Below are 22087 nucleotides of genomic sequence, written 5' to 3' on the forward strand. Positions count from 1 at the left end.
CTGGCGGACGTCCGACCTCTCCCGCCACGCGGGAGAGGTCGGACGACTGCCCGGACGCTGTCACCCGATTGTCTCCGGCCCTCACAGCCCGAGCGACGCCTTGTAGAGCGCGATCTGCTTGTCCCGGCCGATCTGGTCGGTGATCTTCTCCCAGGCTGCGGCGATGGCGTCGGCGCCTTGCTGGGCGGTGCTCTGGCCGGCGAAGACCTTGGCCAGCTCGTCCTCCGCCACGCTGTAGTACTGGAAGATGCCGGGAATCCGCGGCTCGATCGCCGCATTCGGGTGGTTGTAGGAGTCCGCGTTGGCCCTCAGATAGGAGCTGATGAAGGCTTCGTCGTAGCCGGCCGCCACCCATTCCGGGATCTGGAAGTGGCTGTTCCGATAGGGCTGGAAGCCGGAGGGATAGGCCGCCATCCACAGCGACAGGTCCTTGCCGCCGAGATGGGCCGCGGCGCTCCAGGCCGCCTTGTGCTTGGCCGGGTCGTTGTCGACCCGGGCCATGACATAGACGCCCCAGCCGATATAGGCCATGTTCGGCGCGTGGTTCGGGCCGCCCGGCAGCTTGTCCCACGCCCCGGTCTTGGCGTTGTAGACGTCGTCCGACCCCGGCAGGATGCTGAAGCCGCAGACGTCGCCGATCACCGAAGAGTCGCTGGTCTTGGCGTTCGAGCCGACATCGCCCCACCACGCCACCATCGATCCGGTTCCGGCCAGGAACTGCTGGAAGGCGGTGGTGTTGGGGTCGGCGCCCAGCTGGTCCGGCGGCTCGGAGGGCAGGGCGTCGATCACGTCCTGGATCGCCCGCACCCAGGCCGGGTTGTTGATCCGCGGCTTCATCGTGTCGACGTCGAACAGCCAGGCCTTGTCGTCCGGGTGCTTGGCATAGGCCGAGGCCCGGCTGCCCAGGAAATAGAAGCCGAAGCCGCCCCAGGCCTTGGGCGCGTCGAGATAGCCGTAGGCGTCCTGGCCGGCGACCTGCCTGCCCTTGAGGAACTTGGTCACCGCCTGGACCTGCTGCCAGGTCTTCGGCACGCCCCATTCGCCCTGGCCGCCGGATTCCTTCCAGGCCGCCGCCAGATCGGCGTCGGAGAAGACGTCGGTGCGGTAGTTGAAGGTGTGGCAGTCGCCGTCGATCGAGATCCGGTAGGTCTTGCCCTCCCAGGTGCCGACCGGGGCCTTCAGGTAGCCGACATAGTCGTCCATCTCGATCTGGGCCTTGACCCAATCCGGCATCTCCGAGGCCAGGCCCTTGCCGCACACGTCGCCTTCGAACGGGGCGCCCATCTCGACAATGTCGAAATCCACCGTGCCGGTGGCGATCGCCTGTTGCAGCCGCGGGTTGTAGTCGGCCTGGGCCAGGTCGATCCAGGTGATCCGGGCGCCGGTATAGGCCTCCCACGGCTTCAGGAAGCCGCGGAACAGCAGGTTGTGCAGGTTCTGGTTGTTCAGCCCCATGAAGGTGAGCTGGACGCCGTTGAACTCGCCCTCCTTGATCATCGCCTTGGTCGGGCCGAGGCACAGCTCGCCCACCTTCTGCCAGTCGGCATCGGTCGGCGACCCCTTGCCGACGCCCGGGATCTGCAGGATCTGGGCGCGCAGGTCACTCTGCGCCAGCGCCGTCGACGACAAGGGGCCGAGCAGGCCCGTCGTCCCCAGGGCCGCGCCGAGCCCGGCCGCACCCTTCAGAACCGAGCGCCGGCTGGCCTGCATCCCGACAAAACGATCATAATCCTGTTGCTTCACCGCGAACCTCCCTGTGTTCTTCGTCTTGTGTCGTCCGGGCTCGGCAGCCGTTTCTTGTGAAACGTTTCATGCGGCCCGGCCTCCGGCTGCGATTTCGGCGGGTGACGAAGGCGAAGCTGAGTATGATGCGGCCTCGATGGGGGCGCAAGGGAACGGCCGGAAGCCGCAACCCGAATTAGGGAGAGACATCCGGATGGGCAGGGTTGGCAATTTTCAGAGGGTGTTCGGCGACCGAAAGCCGGTCATTGCGATGGTGCATTTCGGCGCCTTGCCCGGTGCACCGCTCCACGACTCGGCAGCGGGACTCGACGGGCTGCTCGAAGGCGCGCGCCGCGACCTCCTGGCGCTGCAGGCGGCCGGCTTCGACGCCGTGATGTTCGGCAACGAGAACGACCGGCCCTACGAGTTCAAGGTCGACCCGGCCTCGACCGCGACCATGGCCTATCTCATCGGCCGGCTGCGGCCGGAGATCACGGTGCCGTTCGGCGTCAACGTGCTGTGGGATCCGGCCAGCACGGTCGCGCTGGCGGCCGCCACCGGCGCCGCATTCGTGCGCGAGATCATGACCGGCACCTACGCCTCCGACATGGGCCCGTGGAATCCCGATGCCGGCGCCGCCATGCGCTATCGCGACCGGCTCGGCCGCCGGGACCTCGCGATGCTGTACAACATCTCCGCCGAGTTCGCCTGGTCGCTGGACCGGCGCAGCCTGGCCGACCGGGCGCGCAGCGCCGTGTTCTCCAGCATCCCCGACGCGGTCCTGGTCTCCGGCGCGATCACCGGCGAGGCCGCGGCGATGTCGGACCTCGAAGCGGTCAAGCAGGCCTTGCCGCACACCCCGGTCCTGGCCAACACGGGCGTCAGGCACGAGACGGTGGCCGACGTGCTGCGGGTGGCGGATGGCTGCATCGTCGGCTCCTCGCTCAAGGTCGACGGCAACACCTGGAACCCGGTCGATCCCGACCGCGCGGCCGAGTTCATGCGGCTGGCGCGGGCGGCCCGGCAGGGCTGACGGCGATGGCGACGGAGCTGCCGGACCATCCGGCCAAGCGGCGCCTGCGCGGGCTGGTGTCGGAGCTGATGCTGATCCCGGGCCTCAGCGGCCATGAAGGGCGGGTGCGGCGGCATCTCGCCGGGTTGCTGTCAGGGCTCGGCATCGCCTCCCGCACCGACCGGCTGGGCAACCTGATCGCGACGGTCGAGGGCACGGTCGCCGGGCCCAGCGTGATGCTGTTCGCCCATATGGACCAGCTCGGCCTCATCGTCCGCAAGATCGAGCCGGGCGGCTTGGTGCGGGTGGAGCGGCTGGGCGGGGTGCCGGAGAAGGCGCTGCCGTCCCAGCCCGTGGTGTTCTGCACCGGCGGCCGCGACGTGCCGGGCGTGATCGCCAACAAGAGCCACCACGCCACCTCGCAAGAGGAGAAGTACCGGGTCCTGCCTTACCCCGAGATCTATATCGATGCCGGTTTCGACAGCGCCGCCGAGGCGCTGGCCGCCGGCATCGACATCGGCACGCCGGTGGTCTACGCGCCGAAGGTGGTGGAGCTGGCCGGCGACCGCATCGCCGGCACCGCGGTCGACGACCGCGCCGGCTGCGCCGTGATCATCGAGGTCGCCCGCGCCCTGCTGGCGGCGCCGCGGCGGCCGACCGTGCATCTGGTGTTCTCGGTGCAGGAGGAGTTCAACCTGCGCGGCGCGGTGACGGCGGCGCAGGTGCTGGCGCCCGACATCGCCATCCAGCTCGACATCGTCCTCGCCACCGACACGCCGGACATGGCGCAGCGCGGCGATATCCGCCTCGGCGGCGGGCCGGCGATGAGCCTGTACAGCTTCCACGGCCGTGGCACGCTGAACGGCACCATCCCGCATCCGGCGCTGGTCGCCCTGTTCGGCGAGACCGCTCGCGGCGAGGGCATCCCGCTGCAGAAGAGCGCCCATGTCGGCCTGCTGACCGATTCCTCCTACGTGCAGCTGGTGCATGCCGGCGTCGCCGCGATCGATCTCGGCTTCCCGGCCCGCGGCACCCATTCCTCGCTCGAGATCTGCGACCTCTCCGACCTCGCCGGGCTGGCGCGCCTGCTGGCCGCCGGCATCGGCCGCATCGACGACAGCTTCAGCCTCGACCGCGATCGGTACGTGACATGACCCATTATCTCGGCATCGACATCGGAACCTTCGAGTCCAAGGGCGTGCTGGTCGCCGCGGACGGCCGGATCGTCGCGATGGCGGCGAAGCCGCACAAGCTGATCGTGCCGCAGCCGGGCTGGGCGGAGCACCGGCCGAAAGAGGATTGGTGGGACGACGTCACCTTTCTCTGCCGCAAGCTTCTGGCTGAGAGCGGCGTGCCCGCCGCCTCGATCCGCGCGGTCGGCACCAGCGCCATCGGGCCGTGCATGCTGCCGGTCGACGCCGCCGGCGAGCCGCTGATGAACGGCGTGCTCTACGGCGTCGACACCCGCGCCCACCAGGAAATCGCGGATCTGACGGCGCAGATCGGCGAGGACGTTCTGGTCGACCGCTGCGGCAACGCCCTGACCTCGCAATCGGTCGGGCCGAAGATCCTCTGGCTCAAGCGCAACCGGCCGGAAATCTTCGCCCGCACGGCGAAGATCCTGACCTCGACCTCGTTCCTGCTGCACAAGCTGACCGGGCGCTTCGTCATCGACCACTACACGGCGGCGAATTCCAGCCCCTTCTACCTGGCCGACGCGCTGGCCTGGAGCGATGAGCTGGCCCCCGGCATCGTCGACCTCGACAGGATGCCGGATCTGGCCTGGAGCACGGATATCGTCGGCACCGTGACCCGGCAGGCGGCGGAGGAGACCGGGCTGGTCGAGGGCACGCCGGTGATCGCCGGCACCATCGACGCGGCGGCGGAGGCGGTCAGCGTCGGCGTGCTCGACAGCGGCGACATGATGGTGATGTACGGCTCGACCATCTTCACCATCCTGCTGGCGGACACCCGGCTGCGCGATCCGCGCCTGTGGTGGGCGCCCTGGCTGATGCCCGGCCAGCACGCGGCGCTGGCGGGCCTCGCCACCAGCGGCACGCTCAGCCACTGGTTCCGCGACCAGTTCGGCCGCGACCTCGACCCGGCCTCGGCGATCCCGGCGCTGGTGGCGGAGGCGGAGCAGTCTCCGCCCGGGGCGAAGGGGCTTGTGCTGCTGCCTTATTTCTCCGGCGAGCGCACGCCGATCCACGACCCGCAGGCCAAGGGCGTGCTGTTCGGCCTCAACCTGACCCACACCCGCGGCGACATCTGCCGGGCGCTGTTCGAGGGCATCGCCTGCGGCACCGCCCATATCGTCGAGACCTATCGCGAGGCGGGGCAGGTGCCGCGCGCGGTGTTCGCGGTCGGCGGCGGCACCAAGAACCGGGTGTGGTCGCAGGCGACCTCCGACATCTCGGGCCATCCGCAGATCCTGCGGCAGAAGACCGTCGGTGCCAGCTACGGCGACGCCTTCCTGGCCGCGCTCGCGGTCGGCGACGCCCGGCCGGGCGACATCCGCGACTGGAACCCGACCGACTCGGAGGTGACGCCCGACCCGGCCCATGCCGAGGTCTACCGGCGGCAGTTCGGCGTGTTCAAGGACCTGTATCCGGCGACGCGGGAGCTGATGCGGCGTCTGGACGGGTAAGGGGGTTCGGCACCAAGCCCGCCTGTCCTATCCGTCATTGCGAGCGCAGCGAAGCAATCCAGGGCCATTTGGCGTGGCCCCTGGATTGCTTCGTCGGCTTCGCCTCCTCGCAATGACGGTCTTGGAAGAGGCGCCGGATCCTCACGACCCGGCGTTGGCCTGCTGCTGCGGCAGCGGCTGCACCGGCATGCCGGGGCCGATCTTCTGCAGGTTGCCGGTGATGACGCGGTCGCTCTCGGCCAGACCCTTCTCGACCGTCACCAGCTCGCCCAGCGTGGGGCCGAGCGAGACCAGGCGCTGGTCGACGGTATTGTCCTTGCCGATCACATAGACGTATTTGCCGAACTGGCCCGACCCGACCGCGACCTGCGGCACCATCAGCGCGTTCGGCTGCTGCTTCAGGTGCAGGCGGATGCGGACATACTGGCCGGGCAGCAGCGTCCGGTCGGGATTGGCCACGGTGGCGCGGGCCACGATCGTGCCGGTGGCGTGGTCGACCGCGTTGTCGAGGAAGGTCAGCTCGCCCTTGTAGCGCGGCTCGGTCTCGCCCGACAGCAGGATGTCGGCCTCGACCTTGCCGTCGGCCTTGGCCTCCAGGATCTTCGCCAGCTCGGTCTCGCTGGGGTTGAAGGTGACGTAGATCGGGTCGAGCTGGACCAGCGTGTTCAGCACGGTGTTGCCGACGCTGACCAGCGTTCCCTCCGGCGCCTGGTTGCGGCCGAGCCGACCGGCGAAGGGCGCCCGGATCTCGGTGTAGCCCAGGTTCAGCTCGGCCTGGCGCAGCGCCGCCTGGTCGCTGGCCAGCGTCGCCTCGGCCTGGCGCAGATTGCTGGAGCGCTGGTCGAACGCGTCCTTGTCCAGCCAGCCGTTCTTGCTCAGCTCGCTGCCGCGGTCGAAGTTGGAGCGCAGATACTCGATCTGGGCCCGGTCCCGCTGCACCTGGGCATTCGCCTGGTCCAGCGCGGCCTGATAGTCGCGCGAGTCGATCTTGTAGAGCAGATCGCCCTGCTTCACGTCGCTGCCGTCGGCCGCCGGTTGCGACTCGATGTAGCCGGAGACCTTGGCCAGGAGCGCGACGTTGCGGATCGATTCCGTGCGCGCCGAATATTCGAGATCGACCGGGATCGTCTTCTTGACCACCGGGGCCACCGGCACCGGCATGACGAAGGCTTCGGGCGCGGCCGCGTTCGCGGTCTCGCCGCCCAGCGACGGCATCTCGCGCTTGACCACATAGAGGCCGGCGGACAGCACCGCACCCGTGACCACGGCCGTTCCGAGAATGATGCCCAAGGCGCGCATGGAGCGGCTCTCCAATCCTATTCAGCAGCACCCTCGACCTGCGATCCGATCGGATGGCCGGCAGGGGAGGGGGCGGGTTGCGTGTGGGTGCGGCGCTCGCGCAGCGACTCGATCACCGCGTAGAACACCGGGACGAAGATCAGCGTCAGGAGGGTGGCGGCGACCATGCCGCCGAACACCGTGGTGCCGATCGATTGGCGGCTGGCGGCGCCCGCCCCGGTCGCGAACATCAGCGGCACGACGCCCAGGATGAAGGCGAAGGCCGTCATCAGGATCGGGCGGAGGCGCAGGCGCCCCGCCTCCGCCGCCGCCTCGACGATGCTGTAGCCCTGCTCGCGCAGCCGCTTGGCGAACTCCACGATCAGGATGGCGTTCTTGGCGGCGAGGCCGATCAGCATGACGAAGCCGATCTGGGAGTAAACGTCGATCTGCATCTCCCGGATCCACAGCGCCGCGAAGGCGCCGAACAGCGCCAGCGGCACCGCCAGCAGCACCATGAACGGCATCGACCAGCTCTCGTACTGCGCCGCCAGGATCAGGAAGACGAAGACGATGGCGAGGCCGAAGACGATCACAGCGATCGAGCCCGCCTTCAGCTCCTGGAAGGTGATGCCGGTCCACTCGTAGCCGAAGTCGCGCGGCAGGGCCGCGGCCGCCGCCCGCTCCATCGCCGCGATCGCCTGGCCCGAGCTGTAGCCCGGCGCCGGGGCGCCGTTGATCTTGGCCGAGTTGTAGTTGTTGTAGCGCGGCACCGTCTCCGGCCCCACGGTCGGCTTCAGCTCGCCGAGCGTGCTCAGCGGCACCATGCCGCCCGAGGCGTTGCGGACATAGAGGCGGGAGATGTCGGCGGCCGAGCCGCGGGCGTCCTTGTCGGCCTGCAGGGTGACGCGGAAGGTGCGGCCGAACAGGTTGAAGTCGTTGACGTAGAGCGAGCCGAGATAGATCTGCAGCGTGTTGAACACGTCCGGCAGGCTGAGGCCCAGCAGCTTCGCCTTGTTGCGGTCGAGGTCGTAGTTGAACTGCGGCGTCGAGGTGCTGAAGGTGGTGAACAGCTGGTGCGGGTCGAGCTCCGGCTGCTTGCGCGCCTCGGCCATCACCGCCTGGGTGGCGGCGTTCAGGGCCTCGACGCCCTGGCCGGTCAGGTCCTCGACCTGGAACTCGAAGCCGCCGGTGGTGCTGATGCCGGGGATCGAGGGCGGGTCGAAGCTGAGCGCGAAGGCCTCCGGGATCTGCAGCAGCTGGCCGCGCACCCGGTTGACGATGGCCGTGGCGCTCAGATCCGCGCCGCGCTCGGCCCAGGGCGTCAGGATGGCGAATTCGACGGCGGAGTTCGACTGGGCGGCGCTGGTCAGGAAGTTGAAGCCGCTGATCGAACCGACGGTCTCGACGCCCGGCGTCGCCTGCAGGATCTCGCGCACCTGCTTCGCCACCGCGTCGGTGCGCTCCAGCGACGCGCCGTCCGGCAGCTGGATGACGACGAAGAAATAGCCCTGGTCCTCGACCGGCAGGAAGGTCGAGGCCAGCCGGGTGGAGACCCAGTATGTCGCGCCCAGCCCGGCCACGAACAGGGCCAGCACCGGCCAGCGGAAGCGGATCAGCCAGCGCACCGACGCGGCATAGGCGTGCGACAGCCAGGTGAAGCCGGCGTTGAACCAGCGGAACAGGATGAAGCTGCCGGGCGGCCGGTGGCGCAGGAAGGCGGCGCTCAGCGACGGGCTCAGCGTCAGCGAGTTGAACGCCGAGAGCCCGACCGAGATGGCGACGGTGAGGGCGAATTGGTTGTACAGCCGGCCGGAGACGCCGGGGATGAAGGCGACCGGGATGAACACCGCCATCAGCACGGCGGTGGTGGCGATGATCGGCCCGGTGACCTCGCCCATCGCCTTGCGTGTGGCCGCCAGCGGCGGCAGGCCGGCCTCGAGCTGCCGCTCGACGTTCTCGACCACGACGATGGCGTCGTCGACGACCAGGCCGATCGCCAGCACCATGCCGAGCAGGCTCAGCATGTTCAGCGAGAAGCCCATCATCTCCATGATCGCCAGCGTCGCCACCAGCGATACCGGGATGGCGATGGTCGGAATGATGGTGGTGCGCCAGTTCTGCAGGAAGATGAACACCACCAGCACGACCAGGATCAGCGCCTCGATCAGCGTGACCAGCACGTCTTCCATCGCCGCCGAGACGAAGCGGGTGGTGTCGTAGCGCATCCCGTATTCGATGCCCTTGGGGAAGCGCTTCGACAGGCCCTCCATCGTGTCCTTGACCGCCTGCTGCAGCGCCAGCGCATTCGAGCCCGGAGCCTGGAACACGCCGATCACCACCGCCGGCCGGCCGCCGAAATCGCCGGAGGAGGAGTATTGCAGGGCGCCGAGCTCGATCCGGGCGACGTCGCGCAGCCGCACCACCGATCCGGTCTGGGTGTCGGTGCGGACGACGATGTCGCCGAACTGGCCCGGATCGCTCAGGCGGCCGGTGGCGTTGATCTGCATCTCGAACGGCGTGCCGGCCGGCGCCGGCGACTGGCCGATCTTGCCGGCCGCCACCTGCAGGTTCTGCTCCGCGATCGCGTTCTGCACATCGACCGCGGTGATGCCGAGATTGGCCAGCTTGTCCGGATCCAGCCAGATGCGCATCGAATAGCGCCGCTCGCCGAAGATCTGGACGTCGCCGACGCCGGGCAGGCGCTTGATCGGGTCGACGATCTGCAGATAGGCGTAGTTGCTGAGCGACACCGGGTCGACCGACCCGTCCGGCGAGGTCAGGTCGACGATCAGGACGAAGTTCGGGTTCTGCTTCTTGATCGTGACGCCGCCCTGGTTGACGATCGCCGGCAGCGACGAGGCCGCCTGGGACACCCGGTTCTGGACGTCGACCGCGCCGATCGCCAGCGGATAGCCGACCTCGAAGGTGACGGTGATGTTCGAGCTGCCGTCATTGGAGCTGGTCGAGGACATGTAGGTCATGCCCTCGACGCCGTTGATCTGCTGCTCCAGCGGCGTGGTCACCGTGTCGGCCACGACCTGGGCGCTGGCGCCCGGGTAGTTGGCGGTGACGACGACCTGTGGCGGGGTGATGTCGGGGAACTGCGAGACCGGCAGCAGGAAGTAGCAGATGCCGCCCGCCAGCACCATGATCACCGCGATCGCCGAGGCGAAGATCGGGCGCTGGATGAAGAATCCTACCATGACCGGGACGCCCACTCTGCGGTCCGGCCGAGCCGACGGCGCCGGTCCGCGCTGCCGTGACGCGCGCCGCAGGGAAATGCCGAGGCCGACCCGTAGGCCATGGTAAACCTCTTGGTTAGTTAACCTTATGGTTGATTATCGTTCCGGCGGGACGTCGTCAAGCGGAGCTTCGTCCCGCAACACCCCCCGGCTGGGTCGGATCTTGACCTGACCTCACTAGGGTGTTACCGGTAAGTAACAGTATTGGTCTAGACCGATCATAGCGTCAAGGGCAAACCAGCAGCTATGACGACGATCACACCCCCAAGGGCGGAGGGCCTGTCGGGATCCTGCTGCGGGCTTCGGCCGCGGGACCGGATCCTCGGCACCGCCCGGGAGCTGTTCCACAGATACGGGTACAAGGGCGTCGGCGTCGACACCATCGCCGAGGCGGCCGGCACCAACAAGATGACGCTGTACCGGCATTTCGGGTCGAAGGACGACCTGATCGTCGAATGCCTGCAGCGATTCGCGGAGGAGGCCGGCGCGCTCTGGGCCGGCCTGGAGGAGAGGCACCCGGGCGATCCGGTGGCCCAGCTGCACGCATGGGTCCGGGCCGGGGCCGAATGCGCCATCGCGGATGCGCGCGGCTGCGACATGGTCAATGCCGCGGTCGAGCTGACCGAGCCGGACCATCCGGCCCGGCGGGTGATCGAGGAATTCAAGACGGCCCAGCGCGACCGCCTGGTGCGGCTGTGCCGCGCTGCCGGCGCCACTCAGGCGGAGCTTCTGGCCGATACGCTGTGGCTGCTGCTGGAAGGCGCCCGGGTGAGCCGGCAGAGCGTCGGCGCCGAAGGGCCCAGCGCGCGCTTCATCCGCATGGCCGAGGCGATCATCGCCGCCTTCCTGCCGCGCGGCCCCGCCTCGCCCTGATCCTCGCCTCTCGCTACACGACTCCGAGCCGCAGCAGGATCCGGGCCAGGGCGTCGAAATGCTCGGTCGGGATCGGCTCGCCGATCTTGCCGTCGGCGTGCAGCTGCCGCGCCAGCAGGGGCGCCGTCTCCACCGGCACGCCGGCCATTCCGCCCTTGAACGACTTGCCGACCAGCATCGGCACTGTCGTCTCGCCGGCGACGAAGCGGATGCCGACGGTGACCTCGCCGTCGGTGACGAACAGCGTCGGCGCGGAGGACCGGCCCTCGCCGCGGGCCAGGCCGCGATGCAGCTGCCGCCGGGTGCTGCGGATCTGCGGATCGCCCTCCTGCTCCTTGCGCTCGCGCTTCATCTCGGTGCGGGTCATCCGCTGGTCGCGCAGGAACAGCCAGCGCTGCAGCGCCATGTCGGCGAGCGCGAAGACCAGCAGCACCGCGATGATGCCGATCAGCACCGGCTTCAGCGTCGCCACCAGCACCAGGCCGATGCAGTCGCGGCCGCATTGCGGCGCCACCAGCACCGCCCGCAGCGCCCCGAGGGCCAGCAGCCCGATCACCCCGAGCAGAGTGCAGGCCTTCACCACCGACTTCACGAACTCCAGCAGGTTGCGCAGGCTGAACAGCCGCTGGAAGCCGCTGACCGGGTTGATCTTCTCGCCGCGCGGCACCAGCGGGTCGAGCGAGAACGGAATGCCGCGCAGGAAGCCGACATTGGCGAGGATGCTGGCGACGACGACGACCAGCACCAGCGGCGCCACGATCCGGGTCGCCAGCGCCAGGAGCGTCGGCAGGATGGTGTAGCTCTCGTGGAACGGCTTGGCGGTCAGGGCGATCGGCTCGGTCAGGATGGCGCGGAACGCCTCCATGATCTCCGGCCCCTCGACCCCGAGATAGACGAAGCCGGCGATGAGGCCGACCACCGTGACCAGGTCGCGGCTGTGCGCCACCTGCCCCTTGCGCCTCGCATCCGTCAGCTTCTTGGCGCTGGCGGGAAGGCTCTTCTCCTCACTGGTCTGGCTCACGGCAGCACCGTCCGGGCGAGGTCGAGCACGCTGCGGAGCGAGCCGAGGCTGTCGTCGAAATACGGCACCAGGAAGATCGCGTAGATCGGCAGCACCAGCACCAGCGCCGCCGACTTCACCGACAGCGACAGGTCGAAGACGTTGAGCTGGGGCGCCATCCGGCCGATCACGGCCAGCGCGATGTCGGCCAGCAGCATCACGATCACCAGCGGCACGGCGAGCAAGAGGCCGAGCCGGACCACGTGGTCGAGCAGGCCGAGCAGCAGGGTCGGCGTCTCGCCGGTGAAGGGCGGCAGCAGCTCGGTCACCGGCCACAGGGCGTAGCTGGTGTAGAGGGCCTCGGCCACCAACCCGAAGCCGTTGCCGGCGAAGAACAAGGCCAGCAGCACGAGCACGAACAGCGTGCCGACCGGCGAGGCTTGGCCCGAGGCGTTGGGGTCGAGCAGATAGGCGCCCATGACGCCGCGCTGCATGTCGATCAGCTCACCGGCCGCCTCGACCGCCCAGAAGGGCAGGCCGAACAGCAGGCCGAGCAGGACGCCGATCACCGCCTCCTTGGCCACCAGCAGCAGCACCTGGCCGGGCTGCAGCGGCGTCAGCACCGCCAGCTCGGAGGTGACCTGCGACACCATCGGCAAGGCGATGGCGATCATCACCGCGCTGCGCAGGATGCCGGTGAGACCGAGCCAGGAGAAGATCGGCAGCACCGCGGCCAGGGCGACCGAGCGGGCGACGGCCACCGAGATGGCGGTGACATACGGCCCGATCAGCTCGGCCAGGAGCCGGAAGGATTCGATCATCAGGGCGGCCCGGCGTCGGCCGGCACCGCGCCGCGGGTGATCGAGGCGAAGTCGGCGAAGATCCGGTCGGTGTAGCGGACCAGCGGGCTGGCCAGCATCGGGCCGAGCAGCACCAGCGCCAGCACCACGGCGATGACCTTGACCGCCATCGGCAGGGTCTGGTCCTGGATCTGCGTCACCGCCTGGAACAGGCCGACCAGCAGGCCGACCGCCGCGGCGATGGCGAGCGCCGGCAGCGACAGGAGGAGAGTCAGGGTCAGCGCCTCCTGCAGCAGATGCGAGATCACCGCCTGGTTCATGGGCGGCTCTTCCCCGGCAGCGGGAAACCCCATCTGTCATGCCCGGGCTTGACCCGGGCGTCCAGAAGGCCTCGACACCCTCTGGATTGCCGGGTCAAGCCCGGCAATGACAAGTAGGGAAGCCTGTGCGGAACCGAGCCCATCGCCGCCTCAGCTGCTGTAGCTCAGGATCAGGCCGTGCAGCAGGCGCGACCAGCCGTCGACCATGACGAACAGGAACAGCTTGAACGGCACCGAGATGGCCAGCGGCGACACCATCATCATGCCCATCGCCATCAGGATCGCGGAGACGATCAGGTCGATGACGATGAAGGGCAGGTAGAGCAGGAAGCCGATCTCGAAGGCCCGGGTCAGCTCCGAGATCACGAAGGACGGGATCAGGATCACCATGTCGTTCGGCGTGGCCGCCGCGCTGGCCTCCTGCGGCCACACCCGGGCGGTGGCGGACAGCAGGAACTCGCGCTCCGCCGGGTCGGTGAAGCGGATCAGATAGGCGCGCACCGGCTCGATCGCCGACTGGATCACCGCCTGCCAGTCCTGGATGCTGCGCAGCCTGAGCGCCGGGTCGCTGACCCGGGCGTAGACCTCTGCGATCACCGGGCCGGTGATGTAGATCGTCAGCATCAGGGCGATGCCGTACAGCACCATGTTCGGCGGCGTCTGCTGGATGCCGAGCGCGTTGCGCAGCAGCAGCATGACGACCGCGATCTTCAGGAAGGCGGTCAGGGTGACGACCAGGAACGGGACCAGCCCGACCAGCGTGACGATGCCGAGAAGCGGCAGGACATCCGGCGGCGCCTCATTCATCGCCGAACAGCCGCACCACGCGCACGCCCAGTTCGCCCTCGATCCGCACGATCTCGCCGCGGCCGATGCGCCGGCCATTGGCGACGATGTCGACCGCCTCGCCCGGATCGCGGCCGAGCGGGATGACCGCGCCTGGGGCCAGACCCTGCACCGCGGCCAGCGGCAGCTCGCCGCGCCCCAGCTCGAACACCAGCGTCACCGGAAGCTCGTCCAGCCGCTCCGCCGGCGGCGGCGCGGCGCCGCTGTCGGGATCCGCCATCCATCCTCCTCCATCCAACAGGGCCAGGGGGCGCCGCGGCCCAGTGACCGTGACCGCGGCGCCGCCGCGCTTCGCCGTGTGCGACCAGCCATTGCCGTAGACCACCAGCGCCTCGCCGGCCGGGCAGGCGACATCGGGGAAGACGACGTCGCCGGGCGCAAGCCCCGCGAGCTCGGCCAGCGCCAGCCGCACCGCGCCGATGCGCACGGCCAGCGGCACCGGCAGGCCGGCGCAGGGTGCGGGCAGCTTCGGCGCGGCCTCGATCAGGCGCCGCAGGGCAGGGCGGGCGGCGGCATCGGCGGCGAGGTGCAGCGCCACCTCGGCGAAGGCGTGGCGGATCGCGACGGTGCAGCGGAAGGCCGGCTCGAACGCCGGCGTTTCGGCCGGCCCGACGCTCTCGATCGCGATCGGCACTCCGGCCGCGGCTTCCAGCGCCGGCAGCAGCTCGGCCGCGGCGGCTTCGAGCAGCAGCGCCGCCAGCTCGGGCTCCAGCTCCGCCACCGGCAGCCCGGCCGTCTCCGCCAGAGCCTGCTCGACCAGCAGCGGCGGCAGCTGGAGAACGACCCGGCCGGGGCCGAGGCCGAGGGCGATCGCGGCACCATCGGAGGCGAGTGGAGCCAGGGCCGGGGTGACGGCGAGCGGCGCCTCGATCTCCAGCCCGCCGATCCGGATCGGCACGGGCGTGCAGCGCCGGGCGGCGGCGTTGGCGTCGCCCGCCTGCTCAAGGGTCAGGCGCGGCGGGTCATAGGGGGCGGCGGCGGGATCGGAAGCCGGGGAATCGGCGCGGATCCGCGCCGGCGGCGCGGCGGCGGTCATGACCGGCCCCTCGTCGGCATCAGGCTGGCCTCGTCCTCGGCGGCGAGGTCGTCGCGGACCTCCGCGGCCTTGCGCCGGGCGAGGCCACGTCGCTCGGCCAGCCGGTCCAGCCGGTCCGCGTCCCGCCGCCGCTGCCGCCACGTCTCGCGCGCCGCATCGGTCTCGGCCTCGGCCCGGCCGGTCTCGGCCCGGCGCTCCCGCACCGCGGCCTCCTGGCGCCGGGATCCGGCGGCGAGCTCCGACACCCGATCGCCCAGCCGCTCCAGCGCATCGACGTGGGCCGGCCGCTCCAGCGCCGCGGCGTAGAGCCGGGCCTCCTGCGACGCCCGGTGCTGCTCATAGGCGGCGCGGTCGGCTTCGGCCTGGCGCTCCCGCGCCTCGGCCGCGTCGAGGACCGCACGCTCGCGGCCCAGCGTTTCGGCCGCCAGCTTCTCCCGGTCGTGCCGCAGGCGCCGCAGCTTGTCCAGGGCATCGCTTTTCGAGCGTGGGCTCATCGGCTCAGCCGCTCCAGCTGCTCGCGGGTCTGGGGGAAGGGCGACGCCTCCTCGAAATCCTGCTGCAGGAAGCGCCGGATGTCGCCGATCTTGGCCACCGCCTCGTCGGCCAGGGCGTCGGCGCCGGCCCGGTATTCGCCGACCTGCAGCAGCAGCTCGATATCGGCGTGCTTGGCCATCAGCCGGCGAAGCTGCACCGCGGCGCGGCGATGCGAACCGTCGATCACCGCCTCCATCACCCGGCTGCGGCTGGCCAGCACGTCGATCGCCGGGAAATGGCCGGCGCTGGCCAGGGCCTGCGACAGCACGATGTGCCCGTCCAGGAGGCCGCGGGTCTCGTCGGCGATCGGGTCGGTCTCGGCGTCGCCCTCGACCAGCACGGTGTAGAAGCCGGTGATCGAGCCGGTCGCCGCCGGTCCGGCCCGCTCCAGCAGGCGCGGCAGCATGGCGAAGAAGGAGGGCGGGAAGCCGCGCCGGGTCGGCGGCTCGCCGGCGGCTAGGCCGATCTCGCGCACGGCGCGGGCGAAGCGGGTGATGCTGTCCATCAGGAGGGCGACGCGCATCCCCTGGTCGCGGAAATACTCGGCGATGGCGGTGGCGACGAAGGCGGCCTTGACGCGCTCGATCGCCGGCCGGTCGGAGGTGGCGGTGACGATCACCGCCCGGCGCAGCGCCTGCGGCCCCAGATGCCGGTCGATGAATTCGCGTACCTCGCGGCCGCGCTCGCCGATCAGGCCGATGACGATGGCGTCGGCCTCGGCGCCCTTGACGATCTGGGCCAGCAGCGAGGACTTGCCGGTGCCTGGCGAGCCGTAGATGCCGATGCGCTGGCCCTCGCCGCAGGTCAGCAGACCGTCGATGGCGCGGATGCCGAGCGGCAGGGGCCGGCTGATCAGCGGCCGCAGCAGCGCCGGCGGCGCCTCGGCGTGCAGGGGGTAGGTGCCGTCGGTGTCGAGCGGCCCGCGCTCCGCGGTGTCGAGCGGCCGGCCCAGGCTGTCCAGCACCCGGCCGAGCAGGGCGGGGCCGACGCCGAGCCGCAGGGAGCGGCCGGTCGGGATCGCCTCCGTCCGGGTCGACAGGCCCTGCAGGCTGCCGATCGGGGTCAGCACCGCGGCGCCGTCGACCAGCCCGACCACCTCCGCCAGGATGCTGTGGCCGGTCTGCGGGTCGCGCAGCTCGCAGATCTCGCCCAGGCGCGCGTCGTTGATCTCGGCATGGACGGTGACGCCGATCGCCTTCACCACCCGGCCCTTGACCGGGCGGGGATCGGCCTCCTCCAGGCGGCGGCGCAGCGCCTGCAGCGGATCGATCCGCAGCTGCAGGCCGGGCACAGGCCGGGGCAGGGCGTCCGGGCTCACGGCGCGGCCTCGCCCGGGCCGGCGCGGCGCAGCGCGTCGCGCAGGGCGCGCAGCTGGGCGTCGATGCCCAGCTCGACATGGCCGTATCGGGTCACCATCACGCAGGTGTCGGCGGCGAGGCCCGGATCGGACTCGACCGTCACCCGGCGGCCGATATCGGCCAGCGCCGGATCGGCCAGCCGGCCGCGCAGCGCCTCGACCATGTCCGGCGCCACCCGCAGCGTCGCCGCATGGTCCAGCCGGGCCTGGCGCAGGGCATGGTCGACCGCCTGCAGCAGCAGCTCGCGCCGGTCGAAGCGGCCGAGGATGCGCTCGATCGTCTCCTGCACCAGGTCGGCCAAGGTCTGGTCCAGCCCGGCGAGGTAACGGTCGATCTGCAGCGAGGTCGCGGCCAGGAGGGCCGCGGCTTCTTCCCGCGCGGCGGCCAGCCCTTCGGCGTGGCCGCGCTCGCGCTCGGCGGCGAAGGCGGCGTCGGCCTCGGCGCGCAGCCGCCCGGCATGCGCCTGGGCTTCCGCCAGGAACCGCCGCGCGTCCTGCCACTGGCCGAGCGCCTCGGCCTTCAGGACCGGGCTGCCGCGGCGGAAGGCCGGGGCCGTTTCAGCCATGGCCCGCCACCGCCCGGGCCGCGGCTGCGAACAAGGTTGCCGCACGGGGCCGCTCGGCCGGCGTCGGGCCGTCCTCCGGCCATCGCTCCGGCGCCAACCGCAGCCTCAGTCTTTCGCCGATCGCCGGACCGGCTTCGCCGCACCACGCCACGAGGCACAGCAGCCCGGCGCGGTCGACCGCCTCCTCGACCGGCAGCCCGTCCAGCCCGCCGATCGCCGGAGCGGGGCCCTTGTGGCCGAGGCCGAAGCTGTAGGCATCGGCGCCGATCTGGCCGGTGACGCGGCGGATCTCGGCGCCGAGGACGATGGTGCGCAGCCGTGCCGCCAGGACCGCGGCGCCGGCGTGGCGGAGGGCGCGGTCGAGATCGGCCGGTGCCAGGCCGGCGATGCGGGCGACGTCGCCCCGCCAGGCCGCGGCATCGCAGGGGGCGAGGCCGAGCCGCCGGCGCAGCAGGGCCGACAGGCGTGGCTGGATCCGCTTGGTGTCGAGCAGCCGCCGGGCGGCCGCCTCCGGCAGGCCGGGGAAGGCTCGGCCGAGCTGCGCCGGATGGGCATGCAGCGCCACCGCCCGGTCGAAGCGCCGGAGGGCCAGCCGGTCCGCCATCTCGGGACGCATCGTCATTCAGCCGCCTGGGGGGCCGCGCCGCGGCGGCGCCAGATCCTCCAGCCGGCGGTGCCGGCGGCGGCGACCACGGCCACGGCGACCAGGGCCAGCAGCCCCTCGAGCCAGGGCGCGCTGGAGCGGTGCACCCAGAAGCCGGCGACATTGGTCAGGGGATCGGTGATCGACGGCGTCGCCGCCTCCGGGGCGGTCGGCAGGAACACCACCGAGACGTTCTCGTAGAGCAGGCCCTTGATGCCGTTCGCCACCAGCATCTTGATCTCGGGCGTCAGTTTCGACAGGTCGACATCGGCGCGGTGGCGGATGACCACCGAGGCGGAGGAGGGCAGGCTGGCCGCCTTCAGCCCCTCGCTGTCGGGCAGCACCACATGGACGCGGGCGGAGTAGACGCCGTCGATCTCGGAGATGGTGCGCGACAGCTCCTGGCTCAGCGCGTAGATCAGCCGCGCCTGCTCCTCGACCGGCGACGACACCAGGCCCTCGCCCTTGAAGACGTTGGGGATCGTGTCGTAGCGCTCGCGCGGGTAGCCGTTGCGGCGCAGCACGTCGACCGCGTCGGCGAAACGGTCCTCCTCGACCGAGACGACGAGGCCGCGGTCCTTGGTCACCTCGCGCTCGGCCGGGATGCCCTGATGGAGCAGGATCGCGACCATTTCGTTGGCCTCGCGCTCCTGGAGGCCGCTGTAGAGTTCGACCTTGCAGGCGGCCAGCAGCAGCAGCGCGGCGAACGCGAAGGGCTTCAGCAATTCCGGTCGACCTTTCTGAGATCCTGTCCGACACCCGCCGGGACGGCAGCCGCAAATCAGCCTCGCAGCAGGGTTTCCGGAACGTTGCCCAGCTGCTTGGAGGCGGTGGTGACCAACGTGGTCCGCAGCACGCCGTTGCTGAACTCCCGCGACGCCGCCCGCATCTCGCGCATCTCCGCCCGGAAGTCGACCTCCGCCGCGGGCCGCTGCCCCGGCTGCGCCGCGGCGGGCCCCGGCTGCAGGCCCGGCTTGGTCGTGCCCGGGGCCGTTGCCGACGCCAGTGTCGCCGCAGCGGGCTGCGGTTCGCGGAGCTTGGCGCCCAGGGACATCGTGTCCTTGTGGAACTGTTGCAGCGAGTTCAGCAGCTGGTCGCCCATCGCCGCCGGGTTCGCCAGCAGCTTGGCCTTCAGGCTGGGCGCATAGTCGGCGACCGACTTGTGCGCCGGCTGCAGCGGCAGGGCATAGTCGAAGACGTTGGCCGCCTTCTGATCCAGCGGCAGGGCGACGGGCGTGACCGCAGCCTTCGGTTCGATCAGCGCCGGCGTCTGGAGAACGGAGGGCGAGATGACAACCATGGGATCAGCCTTGGCTCATGAAACGGGTGTAGGCTACGGGGCAACCTCGCGGCCGGATCATGATCCGGGCTTCGCGGTGCGGCCACGCACGATCGTGGTCTGGAACTGATAGGCCTGCTGCAGCGCCTGCATGGTCTCCTTGACCAGGGCGACGTAGCGGGGCGGGCCCGACACCAGCGCCACATTGGCGCTGGCCAGCGGCCGCGGCGGGAAACGGGGGTCGTCGAGCTTCAGGCTGGCCAGCGACGCCTGCAGCTCCTCGAATCGGATCGCGCCGAGCGGCAGCATCTCCGACACCGCCTCCTCGACCGTGGTCACGTACAGCACCTGGCCGTCATAGTACCATTGCAGGCCGAAGCTGGCGGCGAGCTGGTCGAGCAGCTTCTGCGGCGTCAGCTCCGGCAGCCGGCCGCGCACCCGGCCGGAGACCTTGTCGCTGATCTTCACCGGGATATCGAGGTTGCTGCCGAAGGCCAACAGCACGTCGCGCACGTCCTGGTCCAGGACGACATAGGGGTAGGGCTTGTCGGGCCAGGGCAGGGCGCGACTGCCCTGGGCGGCGAGATCGGCCGGGGCGGGCGTCGCGGCAACAATGGGAGCGGCTGGCGCGGTCTCGACGGCCGGAGGGGCGGGCTCCTGTGCCGCCGCCGGTCCGGCCGGAAGGGAAATCAGGGCGGCAAGCGCGAGCACGGCGGTGCCCCGCCGAGTCTTGTCGGACAATACTCCTGTCAGCCCTCCGGTCCTGATCGCCATCCCCGCCCGCATCAAGACTTCCCGCCGAAATGTCCGAGATCGTCGACCCGCCTTCGTCATTATAACGCTGCATAGCCCGACGTGCAAAAGCCAATCCAAACGCCCGGCCTGCTTGAAACGGGCTGCGGATCGCCCAGACATCGGGCAGGCCTAAACGCTTAGACTGTCGGCGGGGTTCCCCGCTTTTTGTTAAAGTTTTGTTGAACGTGCCTGTAGTCGAAATCTCAATGCACTGAGACATTGAAGTGCTTGACCTGACGGCCGTTTGCAGCATAGTCGGATAGTAGTTTCGAGTGGTGGGGCAAGCCTTGGTATCGAACCGGCATTCGGGTCGTGTTGGCCAAGGTTACGGGGCGAGGCAAAGCTTAGGATTGTTTGGCCCCAGGCGCCGGAGCGGGTCGGCGAATTGGCGTGCCGGGTCAGGCTTCGGGCCTGCGCCTCCCTCTCTGTTTTCGGCTTTGTACATCTTGAGCATCGCACAAGGAGGAATGGATTATGGCTTCGACTTCCGGCTCCGGCAATGTCTCCGATCTCCAGCAGGAGATGGCCAAGATCCGCGAGCAGAACAAGCAGGACACGATCGCCACTGCCTGGGAAACCCAGAAGAACCAGCAGCAGGACAAGTGGGCCCAGGCGCTCCAGGACGCGGCCCGCAAGGGCTGAGGCCGGACGTCGTTCCGGCTCCTGAGTTTCATCGCTGTCAGTATCGCGAGCGCGGCCGGCCCCGGTCGCGCTCGCTTTCGCCACTGATCGAGGCGCCTCGTGGGGTGGGCCATGCTCTCGAAATTCAAGGCGTTCCTGTCTGACAGCCCCCTTCAGGGGCCGATCCAGCGACTTTTCCCTCAGCCGGCCTCGGTCACCCTGTTCGTGCTCGAGGGACCGAACGCCGGCACCGTTCAGAAGCTGGCGCCGGCCGCTTACCGGGTCGGCAGCGGGCTCGACTCCGACATCGTCCTGGCGGACGAGACTCTGGCCCCGGTCCATGCCCTGATCGACATCGGCCGCCATCGCGTGCGGATCGAACCACTGGCCGGCGCCGTCGCCGTGCCGGGCCGGGCCGAGGTGACGGAGCCCGGCGGGGCTCTGACCCTGCCGCTGCCGGCCGAGCTGACCCTGGGATCCTCGCGCATCGTGGTGCGCAGCCCCGTCGAGGCGACCATCGGGGGCTCGCGCCTCCGCGCCGTCACCGTGACCATCGCGCTGCTGGTGATCCTCGGCGGCCTGTCCGGGATCGCGCTGTCATCCGGCGGCGGCTCCGACGGGCCGACAGCCGGACAGGCCGAGGCGCCCGAGGCCGGGAAGCCGGCGGTGCAGACCGCCGCGCTGGCGCCGGTCGTGCCGCGGCAGCAGACCCCGCAGGAGGCGCTGCAGGCGCGGATCGACGCCGCCCATCTCGACGGCGTCACCCTGGCCGTGAAGGGCAGCCGCATCGTCGCCTCGGGCCGGCTGTCGCCGGCCGACATGGCGCAGTGGCGCGAGATCCAGGCCTGGTTCGACCGTACCTTCGCCTCCTCCGCCCTGCTGGCGTCCGAGGTGGCGACCGGGGCGGGCAGCGGCGCCCCCGAACTCGTAATCCAGGCGGTGTGGACCGGCGACAACCCCTATCTGATCACCCATACCGGCTCGAAATACTTCGAGGGTGCCGATCTCGGCGGCGGCTGGTCGGTCGACAAGATCCGGGCCGACGCCGTCACCCTGCGCAGCCGGGCTGGGCAGACCTTCGTGATGGTCCTGACCGACCCCGCCAAGCCTTGAAGCGATGTCGGGGAAGGGGGAGCCGAGATGACGACGATCCAGCCACGCACCGAGCCGCTCGACGGCGTCCGGGCCGGCCAGCAGCCGGACGGCGTCGCGGGGCGCCCGGTCACCGCCGCCGGTCCGCCGGCGCCGCGCCGGGCCGGGGCCGTGCGCGGCCGGCGCGACCGGACCTCGCGGCTGCGCGAGGAGATGCTGGACTACATCCGCCCGGCCACGGCCGGCGGGATCCATGCCACCCCCGGCGGCCAGGCCGAGACCCTGGCCGATATCCTGGACCTGCTGCAGGCGGAGGCGCCGGAGGACCGGCTGGCCCGCTGGGGCAGCGCCGTGCTGCTGCAGGAGCTGCGCAAGCACGACCTGCTGCGCGCTCGGCTAAACGATTTGATCGGCGGGTGAC

At 70.4% G+C, this 22087-nt stretch carries 22 protein-coding genes; 7 read left to right on the forward strand and 15 right to left on the reverse strand.

All coding sequences use genetic code 11. The features are described from left to right. Positions 1 to 81: 81 nt before the first annotated feature. Complete coding sequence (locus G537_RS0110620; protein WP_026870113.1) at positions 82 to 1743, reverse strand: twin-arginine translocation signal domain-containing protein; 1662 nt, start codon at positions 1741 to 1743, stop codon at positions 82 to 84. A gap of 193 nt (positions 1744 to 1936) precedes the next feature. Between G537_RS0110620 and G537_RS0110625 the strand changes: the two genes are divergently transcribed. From G537_RS0110625 to G537_RS0110635, 3 genes are read left to right on the forward strand one after another with little or no spacing between them, the layout of a single operon-like run. Continuing rightward, positions 1937 to 2755 (forward strand): BtpA/SgcQ family protein, encoded by an 819-nt coding sequence (locus G537_RS0110625; protein WP_026870114.1) that lies wholly within the window; start codon positions 1937 to 1939, stop codon positions 2753 to 2755. A 5-nt stretch (positions 2756 to 2760) separates the two neighbouring features. Beyond that, on the forward strand, positions 2761 to 3888 hold the full coding sequence (locus G537_RS0110630) for a M42 family metallopeptidase (RefSeq protein ID WP_034851250.1): 1128 nt from the start codon (positions 2761 to 2763) through the stop codon (positions 3886 to 3888). Then, a complete protein-coding gene (locus G537_RS0110635) occupies positions 3885 to 5381 on the forward strand; it encodes an FGGY-family carbohydrate kinase (RefSeq protein ID WP_026870116.1) in 1497 nt (498 codons plus the stop codon). Before G537_RS0110630 ends, G537_RS0110635 begins: the two co-directional genes overlap by 4 nt. Before the next feature lie 141 nt (positions 5382 to 5522). Here G537_RS0110635 and G537_RS0110640 read toward each other — a convergent pair whose 3' ends face one another. Together G537_RS0110640 and G537_RS37330 are read right to left on the reverse strand one after the other, a co-directional pair. Beyond that, entirely contained in the window at positions 5523 to 6680 is a 1158-nt protein-coding gene (locus tag G537_RS0110640; protein WP_026870117.1) for an efflux RND transporter periplasmic adaptor subunit, read from the reverse strand. A gap of 17 nt (positions 6681 to 6697) precedes the next feature. Beyond that, positions 6698 to 9865 (reverse strand): efflux RND transporter permease subunit, encoded by a 3168-nt coding sequence (locus tag G537_RS37330; RefSeq protein WP_051248298.1) that lies wholly within the window; start codon positions 9863 to 9865, stop codon positions 6698 to 6700. A 285-nt stretch (positions 9866 to 10150) separates the two neighbouring features. Here G537_RS37330 and G537_RS0110650 point away from each other — a divergent pair, with 285 nt between their 5' ends. After that, complete coding sequence (locus G537_RS0110650; RefSeq protein WP_034851252.1) at positions 10151 to 10777, forward strand: TetR/AcrR family transcriptional regulator; 627 nt, start codon at positions 10151 to 10153, stop codon at positions 10775 to 10777. 13 nt (positions 10778 to 10790) lie between these two features. Here G537_RS0110650 and G537_RS0110655 read toward each other — a convergent pair whose 3' ends face one another. The 12 genes from G537_RS0110655 to G537_RS41995 all read right to left on the reverse strand — a co-directional run bounded on the left by G537_RS0110655 (position 10791) and on the right by G537_RS41995 (position 19869). Further along, positions 10791 to 11798: an EscU/YscU/HrcU family type III secretion system export apparatus switch protein gene (locus G537_RS0110655; protein WP_026870119.1), complete on the reverse strand. Its 1008-nt coding sequence runs from the start codon at positions 11796 to 11798 to the stop codon at positions 10791 to 10793. Next, positions 11795 to 12598: a type III secretion system export apparatus subunit SctT gene (sctT, locus tag G537_RS0110660; RefSeq protein WP_034851254.1), complete on the reverse strand. Its 804-nt coding sequence runs from the start codon at positions 12596 to 12598 to the stop codon at positions 11795 to 11797. The genes G537_RS0110655 and sctT overlap by 4 nt, the downstream gene beginning before the upstream one ends. Next, positions 12598 to 12897 carry a type III secretion system export apparatus subunit SctS gene (gene sctS, locus G537_RS0110665; RefSeq protein WP_026870121.1) on the reverse strand — a complete coding sequence of 100 codons (300 nt, stop codon included), beginning with the start codon at positions 12895 to 12897 and terminating at the stop codon, positions 12598 to 12600. Before sctS ends, sctT begins: the two co-directional genes overlap by 1 nt. Positions 12898 to 13047: 150 nt before the next feature. Further along, positions 13048 to 13704 carry a type III secretion system export apparatus subunit SctR gene (sctR, locus tag G537_RS0110670; protein ID WP_026870122.1) on the reverse strand — a complete coding sequence of 219 codons (657 nt, stop codon included), beginning with the start codon at positions 13702 to 13704 and terminating at the stop codon, positions 13048 to 13050. Then, positions 13697 to 14779 carry a type III secretion system cytoplasmic ring protein SctQ gene (sctQ, locus tag G537_RS0110675; protein ID WP_026870123.1) on the reverse strand — a complete coding sequence of 361 codons (1083 nt, stop codon included), beginning with the start codon at positions 14777 to 14779 and terminating at the stop codon, positions 13697 to 13699. Before sctQ ends, sctR begins: the two co-directional genes overlap by 8 nt. After that, positions 14776 to 15273, reverse strand: a complete 498-nt coding sequence (gene sctO, locus G537_RS0110680) for a type III secretion system stalk subunit SctO (RefSeq protein WP_026870124.1) — start codon at positions 15271 to 15273, stop codon at positions 14776 to 14778. Before sctO ends, sctQ begins: the two co-directional genes overlap by 4 nt. After that, positions 15270 to 16631 carry a FliI/YscN family ATPase gene (locus G537_RS0110685; protein ID WP_281171458.1) on the reverse strand — a complete coding sequence of 454 codons (1362 nt, stop codon included), beginning with the start codon at positions 16629 to 16631 and terminating at the stop codon, positions 15270 to 15272. Before G537_RS0110685 ends, sctO begins: the two co-directional genes overlap by 4 nt. Continuing rightward, on the reverse strand, positions 16628 to 17236 hold the full coding sequence (gene sctL / locus G537_RS37335; protein ID WP_051248277.1) for a type III secretion system stator protein SctL: 609 nt from the start codon (positions 17234 to 17236) through the stop codon (positions 16628 to 16630). The genes G537_RS0110685 and sctL overlap by 4 nt, the downstream gene beginning before the upstream one ends. Next, complete coding sequence (locus tag G537_RS0110695; protein ID WP_026870126.1) at positions 17229 to 17858, reverse strand: SctK family type III secretion system sorting platform protein; 630 nt, start codon at positions 17856 to 17858, stop codon at positions 17229 to 17231. Before G537_RS0110695 ends, sctL begins: the two co-directional genes overlap by 8 nt. Then, positions 17855 to 18604: a type III secretion system inner membrane ring lipoprotein SctJ gene (gene sctJ / locus G537_RS0110700; RefSeq protein WP_026870127.1), complete on the reverse strand. Its 750-nt coding sequence runs from the start codon at positions 18602 to 18604 to the stop codon at positions 17855 to 17857. The genes G537_RS0110695 and sctJ overlap by 4 nt, the downstream gene beginning before the upstream one ends. Before the next feature lie 56 nt (positions 18605 to 18660). Continuing rightward, entirely contained in the window at positions 18661 to 19179 is a 519-nt protein-coding gene (locus tag G537_RS0110705) for a hypothetical protein (RefSeq protein ID WP_026870128.1), read from the reverse strand. A 57-nt stretch (positions 19180 to 19236) separates the two neighbouring features. Then, complete coding sequence (locus G537_RS41995; protein WP_155888572.1) at positions 19237 to 19869, reverse strand: secretin N-terminal domain-containing protein; 633 nt, start codon at positions 19867 to 19869, stop codon at positions 19237 to 19239. Positions 19870 to 20427: 558 nt separating this feature from the next. Between G537_RS41995 and G537_RS43605 the strand changes: the two genes are divergently transcribed. From G537_RS43605 to G537_RS0110725, 3 genes are all read left to right on the forward strand, one after another. Beyond that, entirely contained in the window at positions 20428 to 20595 is a 168-nt protein-coding gene (locus G537_RS43605) for a hypothetical protein (RefSeq protein WP_155888573.1), read from the forward strand. Between the two features lie 111 nt (positions 20596 to 20706). After that, complete coding sequence (locus tag G537_RS0110720) at positions 20707 to 21687, forward strand: SctD/MshK family protein (RefSeq protein WP_026870129.1); 981 nt, start codon at positions 20707 to 20709, stop codon at positions 21685 to 21687. Between the two features lie 27 nt (positions 21688 to 21714). Further along, the gene (locus G537_RS0110725) at positions 21715 to 22086 is read left to right on the forward strand and encodes a hypothetical protein (RefSeq protein WP_026870130.1); all 372 of its coding nucleotides are present in this window, start codon (positions 21715 to 21717) and stop codon (positions 22084 to 22086) included. Position 22087: the final 1 nt, after the last annotated feature.

Source organism: Inquilinus limosus DSM 16000, assembly GCF_000423185.1.
In the GTDB taxonomy this organism is placed as follows: domain Bacteria; phylum Pseudomonadota; class Alphaproteobacteria; order DSM-16000; family Inquilinaceae; genus Inquilinus; species Inquilinus limosus.

What these genes read in the sequence shown, in the direction of transcription:
- G537_RS0110625 (WP_026870114.1), top strand. Translation starts at nt 1,937, where the DNA reads ATGGGCAGGGTTGGCAATTTTCAGAGGGTGTTCGGCGACCGAAAGCCG.
- G537_RS0110630 (WP_034851250.1), top strand. Translation starts at nt 2,761, where the DNA reads ATGGCGACGGAGCTGCCGGACCATCCGGCCAAGCGGCGCCTGCGCGGG.
- G537_RS0110635 (WP_026870116.1), top strand. Translation starts at nt 3,885, where the DNA reads ATGACCCATTATCTCGGCATCGACATCGGAACCTTCGAGTCCAAGGGC.
- G537_RS0110640 (WP_026870117.1), bottom strand. Translation starts at nt 6,680, where the DNA reads ATGCGCGCCTTGGGCATCATTCTCGGAACGGCCGTGGTCACGGGTGCG.
- G537_RS37330 (WP_051248298.1), bottom strand. Translation starts at nt 9,865, where the DNA reads ATGGTAGGATTCTTCATCCAGCGCCCGATCTTCGCCTCGGCGATCGCG.
- G537_RS0110650 (WP_034851252.1), top strand. Translation starts at nt 10,151, where the DNA reads ATGACGACGATCACACCCCCAAGGGCGGAGGGCCTGTCGGGATCCTGC.
- sctT (WP_034851254.1), bottom strand. Translation starts at nt 12,598, where the DNA reads ATGATCGAATCCTTCCGGCTCCTGGCCGAGCTGATCGGGCCGTATGTC.
- sctS (WP_026870121.1), bottom strand. Translation starts at nt 12,897, where the DNA reads ATGAACCAGGCGGTGATCTCGCATCTGCTGCAGGAGGCGCTGACCCTG.
- sctR (WP_026870122.1), bottom strand. Translation starts at nt 13,704, where the DNA reads ATGAATGAGGCGCCGCCGGATGTCCTGCCGCTTCTCGGCATCGTCACG.
- sctQ (WP_026870123.1), bottom strand. Translation starts at nt 14,779, where the DNA reads ATGACCGCCGCCGCGCCGCCGGCGCGGATCCGCGCCGATTCCCCGGCT.
- sctO (WP_026870124.1), bottom strand. Translation starts at nt 15,273, where the DNA reads ATGAGCCCACGCTCGAAAAGCGATGCCCTGGACAAGCTGCGGCGCCTG.
- sctL (WP_051248277.1), bottom strand. Translation starts at nt 17,236, where the DNA reads ATGGCTGAAACGGCCCCGGCCTTCCGCCGCGGCAGCCCGGTCCTGAAG.
- G537_RS0110695 (WP_026870126.1), bottom strand. Translation starts at nt 17,858, where the DNA reads ATGACGATGCGTCCCGAGATGGCGGACCGGCTGGCCCTCCGGCGCTTC.
- G537_RS0110705 (WP_026870128.1), bottom strand. Translation starts at nt 19,179, where the DNA reads ATGGTTGTCATCTCGCCCTCCGTTCTCCAGACGCCGGCGCTGATCGAA.
- G537_RS43605 (WP_155888573.1), top strand. Translation starts at nt 20,428, where the DNA reads ATGGCTTCGACTTCCGGCTCCGGCAATGTCTCCGATCTCCAGCAGGAG.
- G537_RS0110720 (WP_026870129.1), top strand. Translation starts at nt 20,707, where the DNA reads ATGCTCTCGAAATTCAAGGCGTTCCTGTCTGACAGCCCCCTTCAGGGG.
- G537_RS0110725 (WP_026870130.1), top strand. Translation starts at nt 21,715, where the DNA reads ATGACGACGATCCAGCCACGCACCGAGCCGCTCGACGGCGTCCGGGCC.